This window comes from Actimicrobium antarcticum (assembly GCF_039536745.1).
Classification (GTDB): domain Bacteria; phylum Pseudomonadota; class Gammaproteobacteria; order Burkholderiales; family Burkholderiaceae_D; genus Actimicrobium; species Actimicrobium antarcticum.
In genome coordinates this window covers 35,441-51,409 of record NZ_BAAAZE010000007.1, presented here as the reverse complement: position 1 = coordinate 51,409, position 15,969 = coordinate 35,441, and the positions used below count along the sequence as shown (strand labels likewise).

Here is a 15,969-nt window from a genome sequence, read left to right as displayed (position 1 = left end):
ATGTGTCGGATGAAAACGGACTCGAACCGACGGACTGTTTTATGGCAGGATTTGATTTGCAGGTGACATGCAACGCTTCCGTACGGGTAGAGCAGGCAGCGCATTGCGCCGCACGCTGTGTCGCTGTTCCGCAATGCGCGAGTTCCGTTCCGCCTCACTTGCTCACTTGCTCAACAAGCGCATCCCGCGTTCCAGCCCCTCTATCGTCACCGGAAACATCCGGTTATTCATCAGCTGCTTGATGATGCTGACCGATTGGCGGTACTGCCACAAGCCTTCCGGTTCCGGATTGAGCCAGATGAATTTCGGGAAGGCATGCGTGAAGCGCTGCAGCCATTCGGCACCGGCTTCTTCGTTGTTGTACTCGACCGAGCCACCCGCTGCCAGCACTTCGTACGGGCTCATCGTGGCGTCACCGACGAAGATCAGTTTGGTGTCGGCCGGGTACTTGCGCAGGATGTCCCAGGTCGGGAAGCGTTCGGCGTGGCGGCGGCGGTTGTTCTTCCACAGGTAGTCGTAGACACAGTTGTGGAAGTAGAAGAACTCCATGTTCTTGAATTCGGTCTTCGCGGCCGAAAACAGTTCTTCGGTGCGCGCAATATGGTCATCCATCGTGCCGCCGACATCCAGCAGCATCAGCACCTTGATCTTGTTCTTGCGCTCGGGCTGCATCTTGATGTCGAGGTAGCCGGCATTGTTGGCAGTGGCGCGGATGGTGGCGTCGAGGGCGAGTTCTTCTTCTGCGCCTTCGCGGGCGAATTTGCGCAGGCGGCGTAACGCAACCTTGATGTTGCGTGTGCCCAGCTCGCGTTCGGCGTCGTAGTCGCGGTAGCTGCGGGCTTCCCAGACTTTGACGGCGGTGCGGTTGCCGCCTTCGCCGCCGATGCGGATGCCTTCCGGATTCTGGCCGCCGTGGCCGAACGGGGAGGTGCCACCGGTGCCGATCCACTTGTTCCCGCCTTCATGACGTTCTTTTTGTTCCGCCAGCAGGTCTTTCAGGCGGTCCATCAGTTTGTCGTAGCCGAATTTTTCCAGGGCGGCTTTTTGTTCGTCGGTGAGTTCGCGCTGCATGCGCTTGACCAGCCAGTCGAGCGGGATTTCCGGGTTCTTTTCGAAGATCGCATCGATGCCCTTGAAGTACAGGCCGAAGGCGCGGTCGAACTTGTCGAAATGGGCTTCATCCTTGACCAGCGTGATGCGCGACAGGTAGTAGAACTCGTCGAGCGAATTGCTGATGACGTTCTTTTGCATCGCTTCGAGCAGGATCAGGAATTCCTTGATCGAGACCGGAATCTTCGCGTCTTTCAGCGTGAAAAAAAAGTCGATCAGCATAGCAGGCCCTTGACTGGTGGCCGGTGTGGCGAGAGCCGGTATTCAAGTTGCGCGCAGACTTCCGGCCATTCGCCGGCGAGGATGCTGAACATGACGGTATCGCGCACCGTGCCATCGCGGCGCAATGCGTGATGCCGGATGACGCCGTCGCGCTGTGCGCCTAACCGCGCGAGGGCTTGCTGCGAGGCGAAGTTGAAATTGTCGGTGCGGAATCCCACCACCGCGCAACCGAGCTCGTCAAATGCGTGGCGCAGCAGCATGAGTTTGCAGGCAGCGTTGACATGGGTGCGCTGCGCGGATCTGGCGTACCAGGTGTAGCCAATTTCAACCCGCTCGACCGCGGGCAGGATGTCGTGATAACTGGTGCTGCCGATGATGTCGTTGCAGGACAGGTCACGCACGACAAAGGGCAGGCGACTGCCTTCCTGTTGCCCGCGCAGGGCGGCGTCGATGTAGGCCGCCTCGTCGCCCGGTGCCGGTACCGAAGTCACGCGCAGCTTCCATAGTTCGCCATCTTCTGCGGCGATGGCGAGTTCGGCGGCGTGCTTGACGGTCATCGGTTCCAGGCGGATGCCGTGCAGTTCCAGCGTGACGGGGGCGATCGGTTTCATCAGTATCGGCTCAGCGGTTGGCGCGCGACATGAACACCAGGCGCTCGAACAGATGCACGTCCTGTTCGTTTTTCAGCAGCGCACCGTGCAGCGGCGGCACGATCGATTTGGCATCCTTGCTGCGCAGTGCTTCCGGTGGAATGTCTTCGGCCAGCAGCAGTTTGAGCCAGTCGAGCAGTTCGGAGGTCGAGGGTTTTTTCTTCAGGCCGGGCACGTCACGGACTTCATAGAAAGTTTGCAGCGCTTGCGCCAGCAAGTCTTTTTTCAGTGTCGGGTAATGCACATCGACGATCTGCTGCATCGTGTCCTTGTCCGGAAATTTGATGTAGTGGAAAAAGCAGCGGCGCAGGAAGGCGTCCGGCAATTCCTTTTCATTGTTGGATGTGATGATGACCAGCGGACGATGTTTGGCTTTGACCATCTCGCGGGTTTCGTAGACATAAAATTCCATCCGGTCGAGTTCGCGCAGCAGATCGTTCGGGAACTCGATATCGGCCTTGTCGATTTCATCGATCAGCAGCACGACCTGTTCGTCGGCCGTAAAGGCTTGCCACAACACGCCCTTGACGATGTAGTTCTGGATATCCTTGATGCGTTCGTCGCCGAGCTGCGAATCGCGCAGGCGCGACACGGCATCGTATTCGTACAGGCCCTGTTGGGCCTTGGTGGTCGACTTGATATGCCATTGCATCAGCGGCATGCCCAGTGCGGCGGCGACTTCTTCGGCCAGCATGGTTTTGCCAGTACCCGGTTCGCCCTTGATGAGCAGTGGTCGTTGCAGGGTGAGGGCGGCGTTGACCGCGAGTTTCAGGTCGCCGGTGGCAACGTAACTGTCAGAACCTTCGAAGCGTGTGGTCGGCTGCATGGCGGTGGTTTATCCGGTCAGAAAAATGAAAACCAGTATAAACGAGATCGGACTTTCGCTAGCTTCACGGCACGTTTTGCGGTGGGCACCGGCAAAGCAGTAGAGACGCCTTCTGGCGCGTGGACGATGGCGGCTTCTTACGGTAGAATTCGGGAGTTTTGGTGCCGGGCGGCACGGTTCATCGGGGGTTGAAAAGCCTGTCGATGCAATTGAGGCAGTCTGTGTTCCGAGTTTTTTTTCGCAATAATTACCCTAGCTAACATGAAAAAACTACTTGCACTTCTCGTGCTGGCCGGAACGGCCAACTACGCTGCCGCAGAGGTTGTCGGCAACGCCAAGGCTGCCGCCGACAACAAGATTGCACAATGCGTGGGCTGCCACGGCATCGCTGGTTACAAATCGGTTTTCCCCGAGGTGTATTCGGTGCCGATGATCGGTGGACAGTCTGCCAAATACATCGAGAGTGCGTTGAACGCCTACAAGAAAGGCGACCGCACCCATCCATCGATGCGCGGTATCGCGATGAGCCTGAGCGATCAGGATATCGCCGATCTTGCCGCCTACTACTCGCAAAAAAAATAAGGGAACCCAGACATGAACAAGATTCTCGCCAGCGCACTCTTCGCGCTTTGCTCGGCTGCCGCGTTCACTGCGAACGCCTCGGGTAACGTCGACAATGGCAAGGCACTCACCGCCAAGTACAACTGCGCTGCCTGCCATGGCGCCGACTACAACAGCCCGATCGATCCGACGTATCCGAAGCTGGCTGGCCAGCATGCCGACTACCTGACGCATGCACTGGTGGCGTACAAGCGCGGCGGCGAAGGCATGAACGGCCGTGCAAACGCCATTATGGGCGGCATGGCCAAGCCGCTGTCGCATCAGGACATGTCGGACATCGCTGCCTATCTGACGACATTGCCGGGTTCGCTGCAAAAGGCAAAGTGATACACCGATCGGATCGGGATGTAATCCGGTCGCAGAGAGAGCCACGTTAAAGCGTGGCTTTTTTTTGGCCAGTCGGTTCGACTCAGCAGCGCCGCCGCACGCAATCGATATACGCCGCGCCATCCGGTGGCAAGCCACTACGCTGCGAGGTCCACATCATCTCGCCCAGACATTCCATGATCTGATGATGCGCGTCGTGTTCGGAATCGCGCTTGCGCGCCAGCGCCAGAAATGCAGCGCGTATGCCGGGCGGCTGGTCGATCGATACCTGTTCGGCGATCGACAGATGCATCGACAGGTGCAGGAACGGATTGCTCTGGCCGCGTTCTACCGAATAGTCGGCAGCCAGTGCCGCATCGGTATCGGCGAGGGTGTCGGCATACTCCGGATGCTGGGCGATCCAGTCGCGTGCAATCGCTTCGAGCGGAGTCAATATGGTGTTGTTGCGGTGCTTGTCGAAGGTGGCGCAAAAGAAGCGCCGGACGTCGTCCTGCGAGGGAGTAAACATGGGCTATGACGTGCAGTTTTCAAGCCACGATTGTACGTGGTCGGGCGCACCGACGTGGCAAACCGGATTCGACTACCATGGGCTTCCACTTATTTCCTCCCGGAGTTCTCCATGCTCGACCAAGCCGCTCTCGATACTCTGTTCATCAATGCACGCACCCACAATGGCTGGCTCGATCAGCCAGTGACACCGACGCAGCTGCAGCAGCTTTACGATCTGGTGAAATGGGGTCCTACTTCTGCCAATTGCGAGCCGGCCCGCATCCTGTTCATCCAGTCGGCTGAGGCAAAAGCCAGGCTGGTCGACTGCATGGCCGCAACCAATGCCGACAAGGTCAAGGCGGCACCGGTGACCGCGATTATCGGGATGGACATGGCGTTCCCGGACACGCTGCCACACCTGTTTCCGCATGCCGATGCGCGTTCCTGGTTTGCGGGCAACCAGCCGCTGATCGAGGCGACGGCATTTCGCAATTCGTCGTTGCAAGGTGGCTATTTCATTCTGGCTGCGCGTGCACTCGGGCTGGACTGTGGGCCGATGTCGGGGTTCGATGCCGACAAATTGGAGGTGGCGTTCTTTGCCGGGACTACGGTGAAGGTGAATTTTGTGTGCAGCATCGGGCATGGCGATGTCGCTAAGCTGTTCCCGCGTTCGCCACGTTTGGGTTTTGACGAGGCGTGCAAGGTACTTTGATTTGCCGGCGGCCACGACGGACTATTTTGTCCCGTCTTGGCAGCCGAAGCTCAGACAGCCTTGCCTGGCAGCGGCGTCTTGGTCCGGTAGTCACACAAGTCCACCAGCATGCAATTCCAGCATTGCGGGCTGCGGGCGGTGCAGGTGTAGCGACCATGCAGGATGAGCCAGTGGTGGGCATCCTGCCGGAACTCCGCTGGCAGTACCTTCATCAATTTGTGTTCAACCTGATCGACGTCCTTGCCGGGCGCCAGACCGGTGCGATTCGCGACCCGGAAAATGTGCGTGTCGACTGCAATCGTCGGTTCGCCGAAGGCCGTATTGAGTACGACATTCGCGGTCTTGCGGCCGACGCCGGGCAAGGCTTCCAGTCCTTCGCGCGTGCGCGGTACCTGTCCGGCATGTTCGGTCAGGATCAGGCGGCAGGTTTCAATCGCGTTTTTCGCCTTGTTGCGAAACAGCCCGATAGTCTGGATGAACGGGGTCAGCCCTTCCACGCCCAGCGCATAGATCGCCGCCGGTGTGTTCGCTACCGCGTACAGCTTGCGGGTTGCCTTGTTGACAGAGACATCGGTCGCCTGTGCTGACAACAGGACAGCGATCAGCAATTCAAAGGGCGTGGTGTATTCAAGTTCGGTCGCCGGGTGGGGATTGGCAGCGCGCAGGCGCTCGAACATGGCGCGGCGTTTTTCGGCGTTCATTGGGCGTCTTTCAGCTCGGCCTCACGCTTGATGCGTGCGCGTTCGATGGCCGCCTGAATGATGGCTTTTTTGCGATCCCGTTCGGTCGCCTCTGCGGCAGACAGCGTCGGCGCGGCCTCGACTTCCTTCAGTTTGGCGGCTGCCTTGGCGAGCAGTCGCGCATCGTTTTCCTGGCGTTCGCGCTGCAATCGCCCGGTGCGGAAATCGTGGCGGCTACGTGCGGCGTCCGCCTGTTGTTGCGACCACGCCTGCCAGCCCGTGGTATCGGTGACGGCGACCATCGCGATGCAATCGACCGGGCAGGGCGCGACGCAAAGATCACAGCCGGTGCACAGATCCGGCAGTACCGTATGCATCTGTTTGGCAGCGCCAAGGATGGCATCCACCGGACAGGCCTGGATGCACAGCGTGCAACCGATGCACAGTAATTCGTCGATCACCGCGACTGGCCGTGGCCGCTCTGTGCCGTGCTCGGGGTTGAGCGGGATGACCGGCCTGCCCAATAATGTGGCGAGCCGTTCGATACCTTCCTGGCCGCCGGGAGGGCACTGGTTAATGTCGGCAGTGCCAGCGGCGATGGCTTCGGCGTAGGGCCGGCAGGCCGGATAGCCGCACTTGGTGCATTGGGTTTGCGGCAGCACGTTTTCGATGCGGTCGGCGGGGGAGTTTGGAGCGGATTGCGACACGGCAGCATTCAGATGGGTAAAACAGCATTATCCTGCAAATCACCAGTTCGCCCGGCCCGGTCCATGAAAAAGCCGCTCGACCCGAAGGTGGAGCGGCTGCGCGTGGAGCAGGGTCGGATCAGGAATGCGCTTTGATGAAGGCGCCGATCTTCGGGCAAATAATGTCGCGCCAGCGGCGGCCGGCGAAGATGCCGTAATGGCCACATCCCGGTGCCACGAAATCTTCTTTCATGTTGGCCGGAATACTGCTGCACAGTGTGTGTGCTGCCTGTGTCTGGCCGGCACCGGAGATGTCATCGAGTTCGCCTTCGACAGTAAACAGCGCGACTGTCTTGATGTCCTGCGGCCGTACCAGCTTGCCTTCGACATCCCATGTACCCGTGGCAAGACTGAAGTCCTGGAAGACCGTCTTGATGGTTTCGAGGTAGTAATCGGCAGGCATGTCGAGGACCGCGTTGTATTCATCGTAAAACTTGCGATGCTCTTCGGCTGATTCGTCATCGCCCTTGCGCAGCTGCATGTAAAAGTCCCAATGACTTTGCGCGTGGCGATCCGGGTTCATTGCAACAAAACCGGCGTGTTGCAAAAAGCCCGGATACACCTTGCGTCCGGAGCCCGGGTAGTTGGACGGGACTGTGTAAATGACCGTGTTCTCGAACCACGAAAATGGTTTTTTGGTGGCCAGATTGTTGACTTCGGTGGGCGACTCGCGCGGGTCGATCGGGCCACCCATCATGGTCATCGTTTTTGGCAATTTCGGATCATTCGCCGTTGCCATCAACGCAATCGCGGCCAGTACGGGTACGGTCGGCTGACACACTGAAATCACGTGCACGTCCGGACCCAGCAAGCGAATGAAGTCCTGAACGTAGTAAATGTAATCATGCAAATGGAATTCACCGTCGGCCAATGGCACCATCCGGGCATCGGTCCAGTCGGTGATGTACACGTCATGCTCGGGCAACAGCGCTTTTACGGTATCCCGCAACAACGTTGAATGATGCCCGGACAACGGTGCTACCAACAGCACTGTCGGCTGCTTCAATGCGGTTTTGCCGCTGACTTTGGCAAAATGAATCAGCGTGCAGAATGGTTTCGTGACCGTCAGCTCTTCGGTAATGTCGAATGTTTTGCCATCAACTACCGTCGACGTCAAACCAAATTGTGGCTTCTCGTAATCTTTGCCTAGCCGGAACATCAATTCGTATCCCGCGGCAATGCGCTGCGAGAAAGGCGAGTGTGCTAAAGGCGAGATCGGATTGGTGAACAGTTTTGCCGATGCTTCCGCCCACTGCATCAATGGATTGATGAAGCTGCGGTTCATTTCATGAAAGTGGTAAAGCATGGAGACCTCGTCGGTTGTTGCAGTGTGTCAATCGCTTCTGACATGCTTGATAACATTGCATAATAGTCTGTTTTTTCGTAAACAAACGCCGAAAAAAACTGACGCTTCGCTTTTGTAACCACAAGTGAGCGCGTGTTTTTGCATCCACTTCACCGTGAATGCTATTTTTTGTTTTGCATCAAGGCTGGCTAGATTTTGGTGCAACCAATATGCGTTTAAACCCGCAGGAAAACAATCTCAAATCAGCAAGTTGCTGCGTCGAGCAGACTTTTTGGTGATTTACTACCTGAAGTAGTCTTTTTTTTTGAAAATAATTAATTTCCGGTGTCGCATTGCCGCATTCAGTTTGGTTTTGGCTGATTCAATAATTCTGGATTTCCTGCACTTTTCCTGTAAAAAAACACGACGCACTTTGCAGTGTTTCGTGTTTTGGTAGTTACATATTGCGCTGCAGTGTCAATCAAACACCGGACTTTCGACACCAAGGATTTTGTGCAGCTTTGGTGACGTGGTGGTGTACTGCATATGGATTTTTTTATCCGGAAAAATGTAAGGCGCGGCGCCGAATGCCGCCAAAGCCGCTTCATGAAAGCCGGACAGGATCAGCTTTTTCTTGCCGGGATAGGTGTTGATATCACCGACCGCGAAGATGCCGGGCACATTCGTTTCGAATTTTTCGGTGCCGACTTTGATCTGTTTGCGTTCGATATCCAGACCCCACTCGGCGATCGGTCCCAGTTTTGGCGACAGGCCAAAAAACACCATCAAATAGTCCAGTGGCAGGCGGCGGGTGACACCGTCTAGGCCCGTTACCTTGATGCCATTGAGCGATCCTTCGTCATTGGCTTCGTAGCCGGTGACCTGGCCGATGATTAGTTGCATTTCGTAGTTGTCACAGAGTTCGCGCATTTTTGCTACGGAAGCCGGTGCCGCACGGAATTCATCACGACGATGCAGCAAGATTACCGATTCGGCCTTGCCAACAAAGTTGAGCGCCCAATCAAGTGCCGAGTCGCCACCGCCACAAATAACGATGTTTTTGCCAGCGAAGCGTGCTGGTTCGCGGACACGATAAAACAATTGTGAATTGTCAAATTGATCGATGCCATCCACTTTCAGGGTGCGTGGCTGGAATGAACCAACGCCGGCAGCGATGAAAATGGTTTTGGTGACGAAGCGTGTACCTGCCGACGTTTCCAGATTAAATCGTCCGTCGTCGCGCTTTTCGACCAGTGTGACTTCCTGATTCAAATGGAAAGTGGCTCCGAACGGTTCGATCTGCTTCAACAGATTGTCGGTCAGTTCCTGGCCGGTGCAGACCGGTACCGCAGGAATGTCATAGATCGGTTTGTCCGGATACAGCTCGACACACTGTCCGCCAACGCTGGCGAGCGAATCGATGACATGCGCCTTGATTTCCAGAAGTCCGAGCTCGAACACCTGAAACAATCCGACAGGACCGGCGCCAATGATGATCGCATCGGTTTCGATTGCCATGTGGGATTGCACGGACTGGATAGGCGTAGTGGAGGTGATTCCGGGTTCAAGGCTTGCGCTGGTGTTCATACGACGGTGTGCTTCCTGTTTCAATGGGTTATTTCGGTAGTGCAGCAGGTCCGGTCATCTGACGGGACGTTGCAGGATGCGCCAGTTTTGTCAGCGCTTCAGCAAATGCATTTTTTGCTGCACATCTTTGAATTCATCGGCTTCCGGTAACGCTGACTTGGTTTTCGTGATCGATGGCCAGCCTCTGGACAGCTCGATGTTCAGTTTGATGAACGGTTGCTGGTCGGCGGGGACATCTTCTTCCGCGTAAATAGCATTGACCGGGCATTCTGCGACGCATACCGCGCAGTCGATGCATTCATCCGGGTCAATAGATAGAAAGTTCGGGCCTTCGCGAAAACAATCCACCGGGCATACATCCACGCAATCGGTATAGCGGCACTGGATGCAGGATTCGGTCACAACGTGGGTCATAACAGTCCTAATTCTAAAATAGGGGAAGTGCGGGTTGCAGCGACCAGGTCGGGCTTTAACTTTAAGAAAGTACTGCGCGAAGCACTGATCGACCAGTCGCAAGACTGCGTATTTTAAGGCAGTTCGCACATTCCCACAAACGGCGCTTAGACAGAATGCGTATATGCAAATTCGAGCGGGGCGTTCACTATTTGTTAATGGATGGAAATTATACAAAGTTTTATTGTCAAGAAGAATCTTCTATGAATTGTGAACAATTGTTAAATATTGGCGATTTATCGCAAAGATTCTTGGATTTAAAAAACGGTTGGATAACATGACTTAAGTTTGAAATTCCGGGCCCGATCAACCCGGTGGCTGTCTTCAGACGAAACTTTCTCCCAACCTCTTTTATCGAGATGATCATGAAAATTAAACGTGTGTTTGCCGCAGTCGCTTTTTCTGCAGTATCCACTTTGTCGTTCGCTGCGATTGATACGGCACCTGTGCAGAACGTCACACTCGTGTCATCTGGCACGGTCGCTGGGGTAACAACCTTTACCGGGTTTTTCGGCGGAATCCATGGTGGGTTGAACGCCATGTTCAACGACACGTTTAATTTTGGGTCGTTTTTGCCTGGTGGAAATGCTAACTCCATCGTCAGCGCTAGCTTTTCGTCGACCGCTTCCAATGGAATTACTTTCACTTCTGCGGCTCTGAATTCCACTCCGCTGAGTATTTTTACTGTGCCAGGTGTCTTTTCCTCTGCATATACAGGTAGTGAGAATTTTTCCGGGCCGCTGCAGATGACGTTAAGCGGAACAGCGGTTGGGATAGATAATTCTTACGGTGGTCAAATTACCGTACGATCTTCGGGGGAATACATTCCAATCCCGGCCGTTCCCGAGCCAGAGACTTACGCGATGATGCTTGCCGGTTTGTGTTTGCTTGGATTTGCTGCTCGGCGGAAAGAAAGCGCAGATCATTTTTGATTAGTACGGAAATTTCTGTGCCGCTGTTGTAGTGGCGCAACGAATGGCAGAAATGGATCAATTTTTTAGCAAAACCGCTCAACGGCACGCCGAGCGGTTTTTTTTTCGTCCCAAATCGATCTGCTCGTGTTTTTGGATATTCCGCGTTGCGGCGTATTTTTTGTTGGAAATACAAGCGTTGTACGATCAGGACAATTTCGCGGAGTCGGGAGGATTGATTCCGGTTTTGGGTTGTGCGCTGCGAGTTACAGCGACTTTTCCACGCTAAATTGCTAAAAAGTCTGGATGCACAGGAAAAATTCGAGGCAACCTTTTTAATTGGCATTGCGTATCAGTATCTCTAACGAACGGTCGAAGACCAAATAAATCCGGGAATGTTTACACAGCTTTAAGTTCCCCGGAGCGTTAATTTCTTTATATAAACATTGCGTGCATTCACTATTTCTGTGGGAGTTAAGGAGAAAAAATGTGCGAGTTTGTAGGACGAACGGCATAATTTGCTGCGTAGCAATAATTAAAGAGTCAACTTTTGTTAATTAGTGATTTGGTTGTTAAAGCGTCTACGTTTTTTATCAATGTTGGGATATTATCAACGCAAGTTTAGTGAGCCAAGATTAGTTGTCTTGGTTGAAGTAAATAAATTGCAATCCTCCCCAACCTTGATTCGAGATAACTATGAAAATTAAATTCGCCCTTGTAGCACTCGCACTCTCCTCAGTCGTCGGTCTTGCAAGCGCAAACACGACAAACGTCGTGCTGACCGAATCGGCACTGCAGCCTGGTTCATTCACAGGCGGCTTCTTCACAAGCCACTTTACTGCAGGCGAGTTCACCGACACGTTCAACTTCGGTTTCCCAGCAGGTGGTTATGTTGATAACATGTCGATCAGCTCATTCTCTTTTATGAACTTCATTGGTCTCGATATCTTGTCAGCGAAACTTAACGGTACTGCGGTCTCCTCGAACATCTTTTCAAGCGGTGGTGCTGTTTCCACGCAATTCGGTACAAATGGCTTGCCTTTCACAGGTCCGTTGTCACTGGTGGTGACTGGTATGACTTATAGCCCAACGTCTACATACGGTGGCGGCATTACGTTGACCCCTTCGTCGCCCATCCCTTCCCCAGTTCCAGAGCCAGAAACCTACGCAATGATGCTTGCCGGTCTCGGCCTGCTCGGCTTCGCAGCACGTCGTAAAGCCAAAGCAAACCAGGCTTAATTAACTCCACAGGTTGCTCCTTCATATTGAAGGTAAGCTCTGTGATGCAAAAAACGCCTCGCCTAGCGAGGCGTTTTTTTATGGGCTGCACATGTTCCAGCATAGACATGACTCCATCGATATTACCTAAGCTAGAATACGACTTCAGTCAAAGTCGCAAGTTCCTCTCGCGCCGACCTCTCCCCAACAAATCCCGTCCTCATGACCAAGAAAAAAATCCTGATCGCCCGCGCGATATTCCCCGATATCCTCGCAAGTCTGGAGCAACAATTCGATGTGGAATCGAACCAGGCCGATATCATTTTCTCCCCCGATGTCCTGCTGGAAAAAATGCGCGACAAAGATGCCATCATGGTGACGGCCAGCGAGGCCGTTAGTGCGCAGGTCATCGCCGCATCCCCGAAACTGAAAGCCATCTGCAACATCGCCGTGGGCTACAACAACATCGCCGTCGATGCCGCGACCCAGGCCGGTATCCTCGTCACGAACACACCCGATGTACTCAATGAAACCACCGCTGACTTCGGCTGGGCGCTGTTGATGGCGACCGCACGTCGCGTCACCGAATCCGAGCATTGGCTGCGTGCCGGTCACTGGAAGCAATGGAGCTACGATGGTTTTCTGGGTGCCGATCTGCACGGCAGCACGCTGGGCGTCATCGGCATGGGCCGTATCGGCCAGGCGATTGCCCGACGCTCGATGGGTTTCGACATGAAGGTGGTGTATCACAACCGGTCGCGCCTGGCGCCTGAGCTGGAAGCCCGCGCCAACGATGCCACCTACCTGAGCAAAGAAGATGTCTTGCGCCAGGCCGACCATGTGATTCTGGTACTGCCGTATTCCGCTGCGACCCACCATACGATCGCTGCTGCCGAACTGGCGCTGATGAAGCCGACCGCGACGCTGGTTAATATTGCCCGTGGCGGGATTGTCGACGATGTCGCGCTGATCGCCGCATTGCGCGAACGGCGGATCATGGGTGCCGGCCTGGATGTCTTCGAAGGCGAGCCCGCATTCAATCCCGATTTCCTGAGCTTGCCGAATGTCGTGCTGACACCGCACATCGCCAGTGCCTCGGCGCCAACCCGGCGTGCGATGGCTAAATGTGCGGTAGAGAATTTGATGGCAGCACTCGCCGGTCAAATGCCGCCGAATTGCCTGAATCCTGACGCTGCCAAGAAAGGATGACGTGATGGCCGATATCAGTATTATCCAGTCGCACCAAATGTCTAAAGCCAGCGCAATGGCGGCTGCCCAAAGCGTGGCCGACAAGATGGCTTCCGACTATGACATCACCAGCACCTGGGAGGGCAATGTGCTGTCCTTCAATCGCAGTGGCGTCGCAGGGACACTGGCGATCGATGACACGGAAGCCCGACTGGACATCACATTGGGCTTCATGCTGAAGTCGTTCGCTCCAATTATCCAGGAAAAAGTTACGCGCAACATGGCCAAGGTGTTCGCAATCGACGCCTGATCCACTTTGCGCAGCAGGCTGATTTGAGAGCAATATTACGCCCGCAAATCGGCGATCAGATCGATATATTGCTGCATCGCCGCATCCTTGGCAGTGCCTTTCAGTGCATCCCATGCATCCCATTTGGCACGGCCAACCATGTCGGTAAAACCGGGGCGTGTGCCCTCGGCATCGCCGCTGCTGGCCTGCTTGTATAACGCATACATTTTCAGCAATGTCATGTTGTCGGGGCGTTCTTCAAGATTTTTCGAGTCTGCCAGGGTCTGGTCGAATTGGGCTTGCAAGGTCATCGTGTAATCCTTGGGGAAAGTAAAAAGGGATCGCGGTGTTGAACAAGTCGGCGCAGATTGCCGCCGACTGGCCAGGATCCGCCAGGACTGAAACGGCGTTGCCAGCGCAGCAGTCAGTTGACCGCTGCGCTGGCAAGGTTGACGGTGCCCTTGACGGCGCTGCCGGCCACGCTCACTGCCGCGGAACCGACGGTCACGCCGACACCTACCACCGTGCTCGCCACCGACACGGCAGCCGAGCCGACTGCGACCACCGCACAGCCATTCACGGCGCCGCACAGCATGAACGCAGTCAGCACCGCTGTCGCGAGCGTCGTCATTTTTTAGACGCCGAGCAGTTCAACATCGAAAATGAGCGTTGCGCCAGGAGGAATCACACCACCGGCACCGCGCTGTCCATATCCGAGCGCTGCCGGAATCACCAGTCGGCGTTGTCCGCCAACCTGCATGCCCTGCACGCCTTCATCCCAGCCACGGATCACGCGACCGCCACCCAGCGGAAACTTGAACGGCTGGTTGGCGTCCCGGCTCGAATCAAACTTTTTGCCGACACTGCCGTCCGGATTCTGCAGCCATCCGGTGTAGTGCACGGTCACATTGGCACCGGCTTTGGCTGGTGCGCCGCTACCGAGCTTGACGTCCTTGTACTGCAGGCCGGATGGCGTAGTGACCATCGCTTTGGCATCGGCGGCTGGTGCCGCGACGTCAGCCGCCTGGCTGGCTCCGGCAATCAGCGCCATCGACAGCAGGGCGCTTGCGCAGGTCCGCTGGAGGTTCATCGTCATACGCCGAGCAGTTCGACTTCGAAAATCAGCGTGGCGTTCGGCGGAATCGCGCCGCCGGCACCGCGTGCGCCATAGCCGAGTGCTGACGGGATCACCAGTGTGCGTGCGCCGCCGACTTTCATGCCCTGTACGCCTTCGTCCCAACCCTTGATGACGTGGCCTGCGCCCAGCGGGAAATTGAACGGATCGTTACGGTCCTTGCTGGAATCAAATTTGCTGCCGGCGGTGCCGTCCGGTTTTTGCAGCCAGCCGGTGTAATGCACGCTGACGTGGTTACCTGCTTTGGCTTCGTCGCCGGTGCCGACAACGGTATCTTCGTATTGCAGGCCTGAGGCCAACATGGTGAGGGACATGATTTTTCCTGGAATGAGTGATTGAAGCGGTATCAACGATGATCGATACAGTGACCAATTACAGCAGCATTAAAAACAGTGCTGTAAAACGCCGTGGGATTGTAGCAGGCCGGTCACGCTTTTTTCTGTTGCGTTGAACGCGACTACGCCGGACCGGATTTAACTAATTGGCGTGCTGGCCGACGCGGTAGAATATGCAACGTTTTCAACCTTCTCAAGTGGGACTCATGTTTCGTCTTTTTGGCAGTAGTTGTGCGGTTGTCATTGCCATGGTGTGCGCCATGCCGGCCATGGCCTCCACGGTAGTCGTCCTGAATTCGCGTGATGCGACGGTAAGCCTGATTGACCAGGCGACCTACGAGGTCCTTGAGACATTTCCAGTCGGTAAAGAGCCGCATCATTTGATGGCGACTCCCGATGGCAAATCCCTGATCGTGGCCAGCGCTACCGGCGACGAGCTGATCTTCCTCGATCCGCTGAGCGGACAAATCCAGCGTCGTCTCAACGATATCGCCGATCCGTACCAGATTGGATTTTCTCCTGACCAGAAATGGTTCGTCTCTAACTCGTTGCGGCTTGACCGGGTCGATTTTTACCGTTTTGACGGCAAGAACCTGAAACTTGCCAAGCGCGTGCCACTGGCAAAATTGCCTAGCCACATGGCGTTCACCGCCGACAGCAGCACGGTCTTCATCACCCAGCAGGGCAGCGATCAAATCAGTGCGATCGACCTCGCGACGCAAACCGTCAAGTGGACCATGCCCGTTGGCAAACTGCCGGCCGGGATCATGCTGACCCCGGATGACAAATACCTGATGGTCGGAATCATGGGCAGCGACCTGGTGGAAGTCATCGACTGGCGCACGCAAAAAATCATCAAGCGCATCAAGGCCGGCGAAGGTGCCCACAATTTCAGATCGATGAGTGATGGCCGTCATGCCTTCGTCTCGAACCGCGTCTCGAACACGATCAATATCATCGACATGATCAAACTGGAAAATGTCGGCACGATCAACGTGCCGGGCGGTCCGGATTGCATGGAGTTGACCGCCGATGGCAAGACGCTCTGGGCGACACTGCGCTGGATCAAGAAAGTCGCGGTCATCGATGTCGCCAGTCGCAAGGTCATCAAGACGATTCCGGTCGGGCGCTCGCCGCATGGCGTGTTTTTCGCAAACCGGTCGGCGCCATAACCTGGAGAGAGCG

20 protein-coding genes and 1 pseudogene are annotated in these 15,969 nt (G+C 55.6%); 8 read left to right on the top strand and 13 right to left on the bottom strand.

All coding sequences use genetic code 11. From position 1 onward, the window contains the following. Window positions 1-162: 162 nt before the first annotated feature. Genes ABD720_RS06520 through ABD720_RS06510 form a run of 3 tightly spaced genes read right to left on the bottom strand, consistent with a single transcriptional unit; the run spans window position 163 to window position 2,808 of the window. Entirely contained in the window at window positions 163-1,332 is a 1,170-nt protein-coding gene (locus ABD720_RS06520; protein WP_344762456.1) for a vWA domain-containing protein, read from the bottom strand. Further along, window positions 1,326-1,943, bottom strand: a complete 618-nt coding sequence (locus ABD720_RS06515; RefSeq protein WP_344762455.1) for a GNAT family N-acetyltransferase — start codon at window positions 1,941-1,943, stop codon at window positions 1,326-1,328. The genes ABD720_RS06520 and ABD720_RS06515 overlap by 7 nt, the downstream gene beginning before the upstream one ends. A 10-nt stretch (window positions 1,944-1,953) precedes the next feature. Then, window positions 1,954-2,808, bottom strand: a complete 855-nt coding sequence (locus tag ABD720_RS06510; protein WP_344762454.1) for an AAA family ATPase — start codon at window positions 2,806-2,808, stop codon at window positions 1,954-1,956. A gap of 261 nt (window positions 2,809-3,069) precedes the next feature. Between ABD720_RS06510 and ABD720_RS06505 the strand changes: the two genes are divergently transcribed. Beyond that, a complete protein-coding gene (locus ABD720_RS06505; RefSeq protein ID WP_344762453.1) occupies window positions 3,070-3,390 on the top strand; it encodes a c-type cytochrome in 321 nt (106 codons plus the stop codon). Window positions 3,391-3,402: 12 nt separating this feature from the next. After that, window positions 3,403-3,756, top strand: a complete 354-nt coding sequence (locus ABD720_RS06500) for a c-type cytochrome (protein WP_344762452.1) — start codon at window positions 3,403-3,405, stop codon at window positions 3,754-3,756. A gap of 82 nt (window positions 3,757-3,838) precedes the next feature. Here the strand turns inward: ABD720_RS06500 and ABD720_RS06495 are convergent, their stop codons facing one another. After that, a complete protein-coding gene (locus ABD720_RS06495) occupies window positions 3,839-4,264 on the bottom strand; it encodes a DUF1841 family protein (protein ID WP_344762451.1) in 426 nt (141 codons plus the stop codon). 111 nt (window positions 4,265-4,375) lie between these two features. Between ABD720_RS06495 and ABD720_RS06490 the strand changes: the two genes are divergently transcribed. Beyond that, a complete protein-coding gene (locus ABD720_RS06490) occupies window positions 4,376-4,957 on the top strand; it encodes a malonic semialdehyde reductase (protein WP_344762450.1) in 582 nt (193 codons plus the stop codon). 50 nt (window positions 4,958-5,007) lie between these two features. Here ABD720_RS06490 and nth read toward each other — a convergent pair whose 3' ends face one another. From nth to fdxA, 5 genes are all read right to left on the bottom strand, one after another. Further along, window positions 5,008-5,658: an endonuclease III gene (gene nth / locus ABD720_RS06485; protein WP_344762449.1), complete on the bottom strand. Its 651-nt coding sequence runs from the start codon at window positions 5,656-5,658 to the stop codon at window positions 5,008-5,010. Next, a complete protein-coding gene (gene rsxB / locus ABD720_RS06480) occupies window positions 5,655-6,344 on the bottom strand; it encodes an electron transport complex subunit RsxB (protein ID WP_344762448.1) in 690 nt (229 codons plus the stop codon). Before rsxB ends, nth begins: the two co-directional genes overlap by 4 nt. A 118-nt stretch (window positions 6,345-6,462) precedes the next feature. Beyond that, the gene (locus tag ABD720_RS06475; RefSeq protein WP_344762447.1) at window positions 6,463-7,689 is read right to left on the bottom strand and encodes a polyhydroxyalkanoate depolymerase; all 1,227 of its coding nucleotides are present in this window, start codon (window positions 7,687-7,689) and stop codon (window positions 6,463-6,465) included. 456 nt (window positions 7,690-8,145) lie between these two features. Further along, window positions 8,146-9,186: an NAD(P)/FAD-dependent oxidoreductase gene (locus ABD720_RS06470; RefSeq protein ID WP_344762446.1), complete on the bottom strand. Its 1,041-nt coding sequence runs from the start codon at window positions 9,184-9,186 to the stop codon at window positions 8,146-8,148. A gap of 159 nt (window positions 9,187-9,345) precedes the next feature. Then, on the bottom strand, window positions 9,346-9,669 hold the full coding sequence (gene fdxA / locus ABD720_RS06465; protein ID WP_344762702.1) for a ferredoxin FdxA: 324 nt from the start codon (window positions 9,667-9,669) through the stop codon (window positions 9,346-9,348). 404 nt (window positions 9,670-10,073) lie between these two features. On the opposite strand from fdxA, the gene ABD720_RS06460 reads away from it, so the two are divergent. The 4 genes and pseudogenes from ABD720_RS06460 to ABD720_RS06445 all read left to right on the top strand — a co-directional run bounded on the left by ABD720_RS06460 (window position 10,074) and on the right by ABD720_RS06445 (window position 13,335). Next, window positions 10,074-10,640 carry an FxDxF family PEP-CTERM protein gene (locus ABD720_RS06460; protein WP_344762445.1) on the top strand — a complete coding sequence of 189 codons (567 nt, stop codon included), beginning with the start codon at window positions 10,074-10,076 and terminating at the stop codon, window positions 10,638-10,640. A gap of 705 nt (window positions 10,641-11,345) precedes the next feature. Further along, a pseudogene (locus tag ABD720_RS06455) lies at window positions 11,346-11,858 on the top strand (FxDxF family PEP-CTERM protein); the annotation flags it as partial. 201 nt (window positions 11,859-12,059) lie between these two features. Beyond that, complete coding sequence (locus tag ABD720_RS06450) at window positions 12,060-13,046, top strand: 2-hydroxyacid dehydrogenase (protein ID WP_344762442.1); 987 nt, start codon at window positions 12,060-12,062, stop codon at window positions 13,044-13,046. 4 nt (window positions 13,047-13,050) lie between these two features. After that, window positions 13,051-13,335, top strand: coding sequence for a polyhydroxyalkanoic acid system family protein (locus ABD720_RS06445; RefSeq protein WP_344762441.1), 285 nt, complete (start codon window positions 13,051-13,053; stop codon window positions 13,333-13,335). Between the two features lie 35 nt (window positions 13,336-13,370). Here the strand turns inward: ABD720_RS06445 and ABD720_RS06440 are convergent, their stop codons facing one another. From ABD720_RS06440 to ABD720_RS06425, 4 genes are all read right to left on the bottom strand, one after another. Next, complete coding sequence (locus ABD720_RS06440; protein WP_344762440.1) at window positions 13,371-13,625, bottom strand: acyl-CoA-binding protein; 255 nt, start codon at window positions 13,623-13,625, stop codon at window positions 13,371-13,373. Window positions 13,626-13,738: 113 nt separating this feature from the next. After that, on the bottom strand, window positions 13,739-13,945 hold the full coding sequence (locus ABD720_RS06435) for a hypothetical protein (RefSeq protein ID WP_344762439.1): 207 nt from the start codon (window positions 13,943-13,945) through the stop codon (window positions 13,739-13,741). A gap of 3 nt (window positions 13,946-13,948) precedes the next feature. Beyond that, complete coding sequence (locus ABD720_RS06430) at window positions 13,949-14,299, bottom strand: FKBP-type peptidyl-prolyl cis-trans isomerase (RefSeq protein WP_344762701.1); 351 nt, start codon at window positions 14,297-14,299, stop codon at window positions 13,949-13,951. Window positions 14,300-14,406: 107 nt separating this feature from the next. Beyond that, complete coding sequence (locus ABD720_RS06425) at window positions 14,407-14,763, bottom strand: FKBP-type peptidyl-prolyl cis-trans isomerase (protein ID WP_344762438.1); 357 nt, start codon at window positions 14,761-14,763, stop codon at window positions 14,407-14,409. Between the two features lie 227 nt (window positions 14,764-14,990). Between ABD720_RS06425 and ABD720_RS06420 the strand changes: the two genes are divergently transcribed. After that, entirely contained in the window at window positions 14,991-15,956 is a 966-nt protein-coding gene (locus ABD720_RS06420) for a YVTN family beta-propeller repeat protein (RefSeq protein ID WP_344762436.1), read from the top strand. Window positions 15,957-15,969: the final 13 nt, after the last annotated feature.

What these genes read in the sequence shown, in the direction of transcription:
- nth (WP_344762449.1), bottom strand. Translation starts at nt 5,658, where the DNA reads ATGAACGCCGAAAAACGCCGCGCCATGTTCGAGCGCCTGCGCGCTGCC.
- ABD720_RS06490 (WP_344762450.1), top strand. Translation starts at nt 4,376, where the DNA reads ATGCTCGACCAAGCCGCTCTCGATACTCTGTTCATCAATGCACGCACC.
- ABD720_RS06515 (WP_344762455.1), bottom strand. Translation starts at nt 1,943, where the DNA reads ATGAAACCGATCGCCCCCGTCACGCTGGAACTGCACGGCATCCGCCTG.
- ABD720_RS06420 (WP_344762436.1), top strand. Translation starts at nt 14,991, where the DNA reads ATGTTTCGTCTTTTTGGCAGTAGTTGTGCGGTTGTCATTGCCATGGTG.
- ABD720_RS06430 (WP_344762701.1), bottom strand. Translation starts at nt 14,299, where the DNA reads ATGGTCACTACGCCATCCGGCCTGCAGTACAAGGACGTCAAGCTCGGT.
- ABD720_RS06445 (WP_344762441.1), top strand. Translation starts at nt 13,051, where the DNA reads ATGGCCGATATCAGTATTATCCAGTCGCACCAAATGTCTAAAGCCAGC.
- ABD720_RS06495 (WP_344762451.1), bottom strand. Translation starts at nt 4,264, where the DNA reads ATGTTTACTCCCTCGCAGGACGACGTCCGGCGCTTCTTTTGCGCCACC.
- fdxA (WP_344762702.1), bottom strand. Translation starts at nt 9,669, where the DNA reads ATGACCCACGTTGTGACCGAATCCTGCATCCAGTGCCGCTATACCGAT.
- ABD720_RS06505 (WP_344762453.1), top strand. Translation starts at nt 3,070, where the DNA reads ATGAAAAAACTACTTGCACTTCTCGTGCTGGCCGGAACGGCCAACTAC.
- ABD720_RS06435 (WP_344762439.1), bottom strand. Translation starts at nt 13,945, where the DNA reads ATGACGACGCTCGCGACAGCGGTGCTGACTGCGTTCATGCTGTGCGGC.
- ABD720_RS06460 (WP_344762445.1), top strand. Translation starts at nt 10,074, where the DNA reads ATGAAAATTAAACGTGTGTTTGCCGCAGTCGCTTTTTCTGCAGTATCC.
- ABD720_RS06500 (WP_344762452.1), top strand. Translation starts at nt 3,403, where the DNA reads ATGAACAAGATTCTCGCCAGCGCACTCTTCGCGCTTTGCTCGGCTGCC.
- ABD720_RS06470 (WP_344762446.1), bottom strand. Translation starts at nt 9,186, where the DNA reads ATGGCAATCGAAACCGATGCGATCATCATTGGCGCCGGTCCTGTCGGA.
- ABD720_RS06510 (WP_344762454.1), bottom strand. Translation starts at nt 2,808, where the DNA reads ATGCAGCCGACCACACGCTTCGAAGGTTCTGACAGTTACGTTGCCACC.
- ABD720_RS06475 (WP_344762447.1), bottom strand. Translation starts at nt 7,689, where the DNA reads ATGCTTTACCACTTTCATGAAATGAACCGCAGCTTCATCAATCCATTG.
- ABD720_RS06440 (WP_344762440.1), bottom strand. Translation starts at nt 13,625, where the DNA reads ATGACCTTGCAAGCCCAATTCGACCAGACCCTGGCAGACTCGAAAAAT.
- ABD720_RS06425 (WP_344762438.1), bottom strand. Translation starts at nt 14,763, where the DNA reads ATGTCCCTCACCATGTTGGCCTCAGGCCTGCAATACGAAGATACCGTT.
- ABD720_RS06450 (WP_344762442.1), top strand. Translation starts at nt 12,060, where the DNA reads ATGACCAAGAAAAAAATCCTGATCGCCCGCGCGATATTCCCCGATATC.
- ABD720_RS06520 (WP_344762456.1), bottom strand. Translation starts at nt 1,332, where the DNA reads ATGCTGATCGACTTTTTTTTCACGCTGAAAGACGCGAAGATTCCGGTC.